Source organism: Thioalbus denitrificans (genome assembly GCF_003337735.1).
Lineage (GTDB): Bacteria > Pseudomonadota > Gammaproteobacteria > DSM-26407 > DSM-26407 > Thioalbus > Thioalbus denitrificans.
Genome location: NZ_QPJY01000001.1, coordinates 951329 through 958330, shown reverse-complemented (window position 1 = coordinate 958330; position 7002 = coordinate 951329). Strand labels below are relative to the sequence as shown.

Here is a 7002-nt window from a genome sequence, read left to right as displayed (position 1 = left end):
GTTCCGTGTTCCGTGTTCCGTGTTCCGTGTTCCGTGTTCCGTGTTCCGTGTTCCGTGTTCCGTGTTCCGTGTTCCGTGTTCCGTGTTCCGTGTTCATCAGCATCGTAGGTGCAGATTCATCTGCACAGCAACGCCGGGAACCGACGCCCTGCCCGGCCGGATGCATCCGGCCCTGCGGAACGCCTCACCTCCTCACACCTCACCCTTCACCCACCCCCCAGATTCCGGTCGCTGGTCACCAGCGGCACGAAGGCCACGGCGAGGAGATCGCGGCTGTGGACACCGCCGTCGGCGTCCTTGGTGAGCAGCACCAGGTCCTGGCCCAGCCAGGAGACCCCCACGGGAATGATCATGCGCCCCCCGGGCGCCAGCTGCTCCACCAGCGCGGGGGGGATGGCGCGGGCGGCGGCGGTGACGATGATGGCATCGAACGGGGCCTTGTCCGGCCAGCCCAGCGCGCCGTCGGCGCAGCGGGTCCGGATGTTGCGGTAGCCGAGGCGGTCCAACCGCTCGCGGGCGGCCTCCACCAGCTCGGGAATGACCTCCACGCTGTAGACCTCCCGGGCCAGCTCGGCGAGCACCGCGCACTGGTAGCCGGAGCCCGTGCCCACCTCGAGGACGGTGTCCTCCGGCCCGAGGTCGAGCACCTCGGTCATCAGCGCCACGATGTAGGGCTGGGAGATGGTCTGGCCGTGGCCGATGGAGAGGGGGTGGTTGGCATAGGCCAGCTCCTCCATCCCCTCGGGCACGAAGGCCTCGCGCGGCACCCGGGCCAGGGCGGCGCGCACCGCCGGGCGAAGCCGGTCGCGGCCGGTGTAGCCGGTGGTGGCGGTCATCTCCCGGTCGATCTCGCGCAGCAGCTGTTCGCGCTCGACGCGGTAGTCGCTGTTCGGGGTCATGACGCGGGCCTCAGGTCCCCTCGCGCCAGGAGGAGAGGTAGTCGCGCTGCTCCTCGGTGAGGGTGTCGATGCCCATGTCCATGGCCGCGAGCTTGAGCTCGGCCACCTCGCGGTCGATGGCCTCCGGCACCCGGTGCACCCCGGGGGCGAGATCGCTGCCCCGCCGGGCCAGCCAGGCGACGCTGAGCGCCTGGTTGGAGAAGCTCATGTCCATCACCGCCGCCGGGTGGCCCTCGGCCGCGGCCAGGTTCACCAGCCGCCCTTCGCTGAGCACGCGGATGCGGCGCCCGTCGGAGAGGCGGAACTCCTCCACCGCGGGGCGCGGGCAGTGCCGCTCCACGGCCATCGCCGCCAGGGCCTCGAGGTTGAGCTCCACGTTGAAGTGGCCGGCGTTGGCGAGCACGCAGCCGTCCTTCATCACCTCGAAGTGGGAACGGTCGATGGCGTGCTTGTCGCCGGTGACGGTGACCATGAAGTCCGACTGGGCCGCGGCCAGGCGCAGCGGCATCACCCGGTAGCCGTCCATGGCCGCCTCCAGGGCCCGCAGGGGATCCACCTCGCAGACCACCACGTGGGCGCCGTGGCCGCGGGCGCGCAGGGCCAGGCCGCGCCCGCACCAGCCGTAGCCCACCACGGTGAAGGTGCGTCCCGCGAGCAGGATGTTGGTGGCGCGGATGACGCCGTCGAGCGCGCTCTGGCCGGTGCCGTAGCGGTTGTCGAACAGGTGCTTGGTCAGCGCGTCGTTGACCGCCACGATGGGATACCTGAGCGCCCCCTCCCGGGCCATGGCGCGCAGGCGGACGACGCCGGTGGTGGTCTCCTCGGTCCCGCCGACGACCCCCTCGAGCAGTTCCGGGCGCCCCTTGTGCAGCTCGGAGACGAGGTCGGCGCCGTCGTCCAAGGTCACCTGGGGACGATGGTCGAGGGCCGCGCCGATGTGGCGGTAGTAGGTGTCGGTGTCCTCGCCGCGGATGGCGTGCACGGGGATGCGGAAGTCGCGCACCAGGGCGGCGGCCACGTCGTCCTGGGTGCTCAGCGGATTGCTGGCGCAGAGCACCACCTCCGCCCCGCCCGCCTGCAGCACGCGGGCCAGGTTGGCCGTCTCGGTGGTGATGTGCAGGCAGCCGCTCACCCGCAGCCCCTCCAGCGGCCGCTCGGCCAGGAAGCGGTCGTGCAGCTGGCGCAGCACCGGCATCTCCGACCAGGCCCACTCGATGCGGTCGCGGCCGCCGTCGGCGAGGGACGGGTCGCGGATATCGGCGTTCACGGGACTGCGGGGGCTGTTGCCGGCCATGGGCCTCTCCTCGTCATTGGTCCGTCAGCGGGGGCGGATCTCCACCGGGACCAGGCTCAGCTTGCGCAGCACCTGGCGGGTGCGGCGGATGGGCCACCACAGGTAGAGGAAGATCTCGATGGGGCGCCACATGGCCACCCAGCCGCTGATGAGCAGACCCTCCTCGACGATGCCCGCCAGGGTGCCGTCGCCCAGGAACCCCACGAAGCGCCGGGCGCTGATGCACAGGAACAGGAAGCTCAACCCGATTGCCAGCGCGGTGCGCCCCTCGCGCAGGGTATTGCGCAGCTCGCGGGCCTTCACCTCGGCGCGGTAGGCGAAATAGTGGCGAAAGGCGTCGGGAGCGCTGCGGGCCGCTTCGCTCTCCGCCGCCGCCCCGGGCAGGTGGATGACCAGCTTGAGCGGCGCATCGAGGTGAAACTCGCGCGCCGCGCCGACGATGTACTGTTCCGCCTCGCTGTCCAGGTCCTTCTCCCGGAACGGCGCCGGATCCAGGGAGTTGAACAGCTGGCGCGCGTCGCTGATCTCCAGCTCGATGAGCCAGAACCCGTCTTCCCGGTGGTAGAGGGTGTCGATGGTGGCCATGCCGTGCCCGCCGCGTTCCCTGAACTGATTGTGGGTCGCGGAACGGCAGGCGGCAAGGCCGCCGGGGAGGTCAGTGCTGGGCGAAGTAGCGGCGCAGGTACTCGTCGAAGTCGATGTCGTCGGCCGCCTCGACGGCGCGCTGGTCGCTGATGGAGCCTGCCGCCAGCCCGGTGAACTCGCGGGTGCGATCGGCATCCTCCGGCAGGGCCATGAAATAGCGCTGGTGCTTGAGCGACATGCGCCGGGCGAAGGCGTGAAAGGTCTCGCCGTTCTCCCGCATCTCCCGCAGCATGCGCGCCGAGGGGGTCCGCTCCGGGTCCTCCACCTTCGCCTGCTGGAGGCGGAGGGCCTCCAGGTAGCCCGGACCCTTGACCTCGTCCAGCACCCGGCAGACCCCTTCCATGGCGCCGGTCACCTCGGCGGCCCAGGCCCTGAGGCTGACCATGGCCCCGTTGCGGCGCAGCTCCAGTCCCGGCTCGCGGCCGCGGTGGGCGGTGGTCATCTCGTTCCAGTCGATGTTCTCCCGCTCGACCGCGTCGATGGGGGGGCTGTCGGCCAGCAGGCAGAACAGCGTCAGCGCCTCGAGGAAATGGAGCTGCTCCTCGTTCACCCCCAGGGGATCGAAGGCGTTCACGTCCAGGGAGCGGAGCTCGAAGTAGGCCACCCCGCGGCGCGTCAGGGCGAGGGTCGGCTTCTCGTTGCCGATGGGCACCTGCTTGGGACGCACGGTGCTGTAGTACTCGTTCTCGATCTGGAGGATGTTGCCGTTGAGCTGGCGGTACTTGCCGTCCACCTTCACCCCGATGGCCTCGTATTCCGGGCAGGGGGTCTCGATGGCGCAGCGCAGGCTCTCCACGTAGGCGTCGAGGCTGTCGTAGTTGGCCTTGATGCCGCGCTTGTTCTCCTGGTTGTTCTGGTAGCCGATGTCCCCCATGCGCAGGGAGGTGGCCCAGGGCTCGTAGTAGGTGCCCGGGTCGAACTGCCGGAGCCGGTTGGGCTGGCCGCACAGGAAGGACTTGCACACCGCCGGGGAGGCGCCGAACAGGTACGGCACCAGCCAGCCGAGGCGCTGCAGGTTGCGCAGCAGGGCGAAGTAGCGGGTATCGATGAACTCCCGCAGCGGGACCCCGTCGCCCTCCAGGCCCTGCAGCCCGGCCCAGAACGCCTGCCCGAAGGAGTAGTTGAAGTGGATGCCCGCGATCACCTGCATCACCCGGCCGTAGCGGTAGCCGAGGCCGCGCCGGTAGACGGTCTTCATGGTGCCGGCGTTGGAGCTGCCGTAGCGGGCCAGGGGAATGCTCGACTCGCCGCGCACCACGCAGGGCATGCTGGTGGCCCACAGAATCTCCTCGCCGATGCGCGGATAGACGAAGCGCTGCACGTCGCGCAGAAAGCCCAGCGCCTCGGCGAAGGTGGCCATGGGCGGGGTAATCAGCTCCAGCAGCGGCTCGGCGTAGTCGGTGGTGATCCAGGGGTGGGTCAGCGGCGAACCCAGGGCGACCGGGTGGGGCGTCAACGCGAGGCTGCCCTCGCTGTTCACCCGCAGGCTCTCCTTCTCCAGGCCGATCCGGCTCTCTTTCAGCAGGGCGTGGATGCCGGAACCGGTGAGCCGGCCCAGCCGCTGTTGGATGGTTGCGTACAAGACGGAATGATTCCTCGGGACGTGGGCGCGCATTATAGCGCCGTCGCCCCTCCCGACCCAATGCCCCAGCGCCACGCTGGGAAATAATCCGCCGCCGGATGGGTTAAGCTGTTGTTATCCATCGCCTCGGACACGCCACCATGGGCCCGCCCCTGCTCCGCTCACTGCTGCTCCTCCTGATCCTGCTGGCCGCCCCGGGCGTCCGGGCCGAGGCCCTGGTCCTGCTGCCCGGCTACCTGGAGGACGGCGGCGCCTGGCGCGAGAGCGGGGTGACGGCGGAACTGGCCGCGGCGGGCTGGCGCGATGGCGGCAATCTGCTCCCCGCCCGGGGCGGCGTGCGCATCGCCGGGGGCGAGCGGATGGGCAACCGGCGCTTCTATACCGTGAGCCTGCCCACCGAGGCGCCCCTGCTGACCCAGCTGCAGGCGCTGGAACCGCTGCTGGCCTGGGTGCGCGCGCAGCACCGGGACGAGACCCTGGCCCTGGCCGGCCACTCCGCCGGAGGCGTGCTCGGCCGGCTCTACCTGGTGCGCCACCCGGAGGCCGGCATCGATGCCCTGGTGACCATCGCCAGCCCCCACCTGGGCACCGACACGGCGGAGCTGGGCCTGCTGGCCGGGCAGACGCCGCTGGCCTGGCTCGCCCCGTTCGTGGGCGGCGAGACCCTGAACCGCTCCCAGGGGCTCTACTACGACCTCTCCGGCACCCGGCCGGGAGGATTCCTCGACTGGCTCAATCACCAGCCCCACCCCGAGGCGCTCTACGTCTCCATCGTCCGGCGCCAGGACGGCCTGCTGGGCATCGGCGACGTGGTGGTCCCGCCCCGCAGCCAGGACATGAACCAGGTCCCGGCCCTGCACGGGCGCGCCCGCACCTGGACGGTGGACGGCCTGCATACCCTGGAGCGCGCGGACGGCAGGCGGATACTGGAGGCGCTGGCGCTGCTGTGGCGGACCTGAGATCCGTGTTCCGTGTTCCGTGTTCCGTGTTCCGTGTTCCGTGTTCCGTGTTCCGTGTTCATCAACATTGTTGGTGCAGACTCATCCGCACCAACATCAAGGCTTGGGGCACTCGCGGGCCGGAATCAATTCATGGCATTCCGCCAACGCCCACCAGACAGCCCCCTGCCCATCGTGCCCCGCGCAACATTCCCTCCTTGGCGTCCCTGGCGCCTTGGCGGTAAATCCGGGGCCGCCCGCGAACAGATGCGCCGCCGCCCCGATCAGTCCGTCCCGGTCGGCCTGAGCGCCTCGGGCTCCACGGCGCTCTCCGGCGGCGGCGCCGGGAGGTCCAGCTCCGGCTCCACCTCCGCCTCCGGCAGCAACTCCACCGCCTCGGGGGTGGTCCGCACCAGGGAGACGAATTCGCCCTGCGCCGCGGCCGGGATGGGCGCGCCGGTGCGCATGCGGTAGACGGCGAACAGCCCCAGCAGCCCCAGCACCCCCGCGATGGCGGCGAGCAGGCTGCGGGCGCCCAGCATTTCCATCAGCAGCCCCGCCCCCGCCGGACCCAGCGCCGCGCCCACCCCATAGATGAGCAGCAGCCCGCGGGTGGCCTCCAGCACCTCCGCATGGGAGACGTGGTCGTTCACGTGGGCCACGCTGAGGGAGTAGAGGGCGAAGGCGACGCCACCATAGAAGAAGCTGGCGACCAACAGCGCCACGGTGGAGACATCCACCAGGAACCAGCCGGCCAGGGACAGCCCCCCCGCCACGAAACAGAACAGGGTGAGCACGCTGCGGCGATCGAAGCGGTCGGACAGGTGTCCCACGGGCCACTGCAACAAGGCGCCGCCCAGGATGGTGGCGCTCATGTAGGCGGCGATGCCGGCCGCATCCAGCCCGATGCCCTGGGCGAACACCGCGCCCATGCCCCAGAAGGCGCTCAGCACGAAGCCGGTGACGAAGGCCCCGGCGACCCCCAGGGGCGAGACCCGGAACAGGTGGCCGATCCCCACCACGGCGGGCGTCTCCACCGGCTGCGGCTGCAGCACCCGGGTCAGGGCCACGGGAACCAGCCCCAGGGAGACCAGCATGGCGATGATCCCGAAGGGCATGAAGGCGGCCGGGTCGGCCACCAGGATCAGGTACTGGCCGCCCGCCATGGCCAGCAGGGTGGTCATCATGTAGACGGAGAGCATCTTGCCGCGCTTCTGGTTCGGGGCCAGCACATTGAGCCAGCTCTCGATGACGATGTAGAGCCCCACCAGGCAGGCGCCGCTGATGACCCGCAGGGCCGCCCAGACCAGCGGATGGACCCACAGCGCATGGGCGGTGACGCAGACGGAGGCGACCGCCGCCATGGCGGTGAAGGCGCGGATGTGGCCCACCCGGCGGATCAGCGAGGGGCAGGCCCAGGTGCCGAGGATGTAGCCGGCGAAGTAGGCCGACATCACCAGCCCGGTCACCTGCTCGGAGAAACCCTCGATCCCGGCGCGCACGCCCAGCAGGGTGCCGAGAAACCCCACCCCCACGAGCAGGGTGCCGATTCCGAGCAGCAGCGACGAGATGGAGGTGACGACCGTGATCACGTGGTGGGCTCCCCGAGCGTGCACCCAAGGATCGCAGACCCGGACCGTCATT

6 protein-coding genes are annotated in these 7002 nt (G+C 70.5%); 1 reads left to right on the top strand and 5 read right to left on the bottom strand.

Going from position 1 to position 7002, the window contains the following annotated elements:
• Positions 1-206: 206 nt before the first annotated feature.
• From DFQ59_RS04530 to gshA, 4 genes are all read right to left on the bottom strand, one after another.
• Positions 207-899 (bottom strand): protein-L-isoaspartate(D-aspartate) O-methyltransferase, encoded by a 693-nt coding sequence (locus DFQ59_RS04530; protein WP_211314773.1) that lies wholly within the window; start codon positions 897-899, stop codon positions 207-209.
• 10 nt (positions 900-909) lie between these two features.
• A complete protein-coding gene (locus tag DFQ59_RS04525) occupies positions 910-2193 on the bottom strand; it encodes an adenosylhomocysteinase (protein ID WP_114278437.1) in 1284 nt (427 codons plus the stop codon).
• Positions 2194-2217: 24 nt separating this feature from the next.
• Positions 2218-2778: a hypothetical protein gene (locus DFQ59_RS04520; protein WP_114278436.1), complete on the bottom strand. Its 561-nt coding sequence runs from the start codon at positions 2776-2778 to the stop codon at positions 2218-2220.
• Positions 2779-2848: 70 nt separating this feature from the next.
• Positions 2849-4453 (bottom strand): glutamate--cysteine ligase, encoded by a 1605-nt coding sequence (gshA, locus tag DFQ59_RS04515; protein ID WP_114278435.1) that lies wholly within the window; start codon positions 4451-4453, stop codon positions 2849-2851.
• A gap of 107 nt (positions 4454-4560) precedes the next feature.
• Between gshA and DFQ59_RS04510 the strand changes: the two genes are divergently transcribed.
• Positions 4561-5379 (top strand): esterase/lipase family protein, encoded by an 819-nt coding sequence (locus DFQ59_RS04510; RefSeq protein WP_114278434.1) that lies wholly within the window; start codon positions 4561-4563, stop codon positions 5377-5379.
• 263 nt (positions 5380-5642) lie between these two features.
• Here DFQ59_RS04510 and DFQ59_RS04505 read toward each other — a convergent pair whose 3' ends face one another.
• Positions 5643-6950: an MFS transporter gene (locus DFQ59_RS04505; protein WP_114278433.1), complete on the bottom strand. Its 1308-nt coding sequence runs from the start codon at positions 6948-6950 to the stop codon at positions 5643-5645.
• Positions 6951-7002 lie beyond the last annotated feature (52 nt).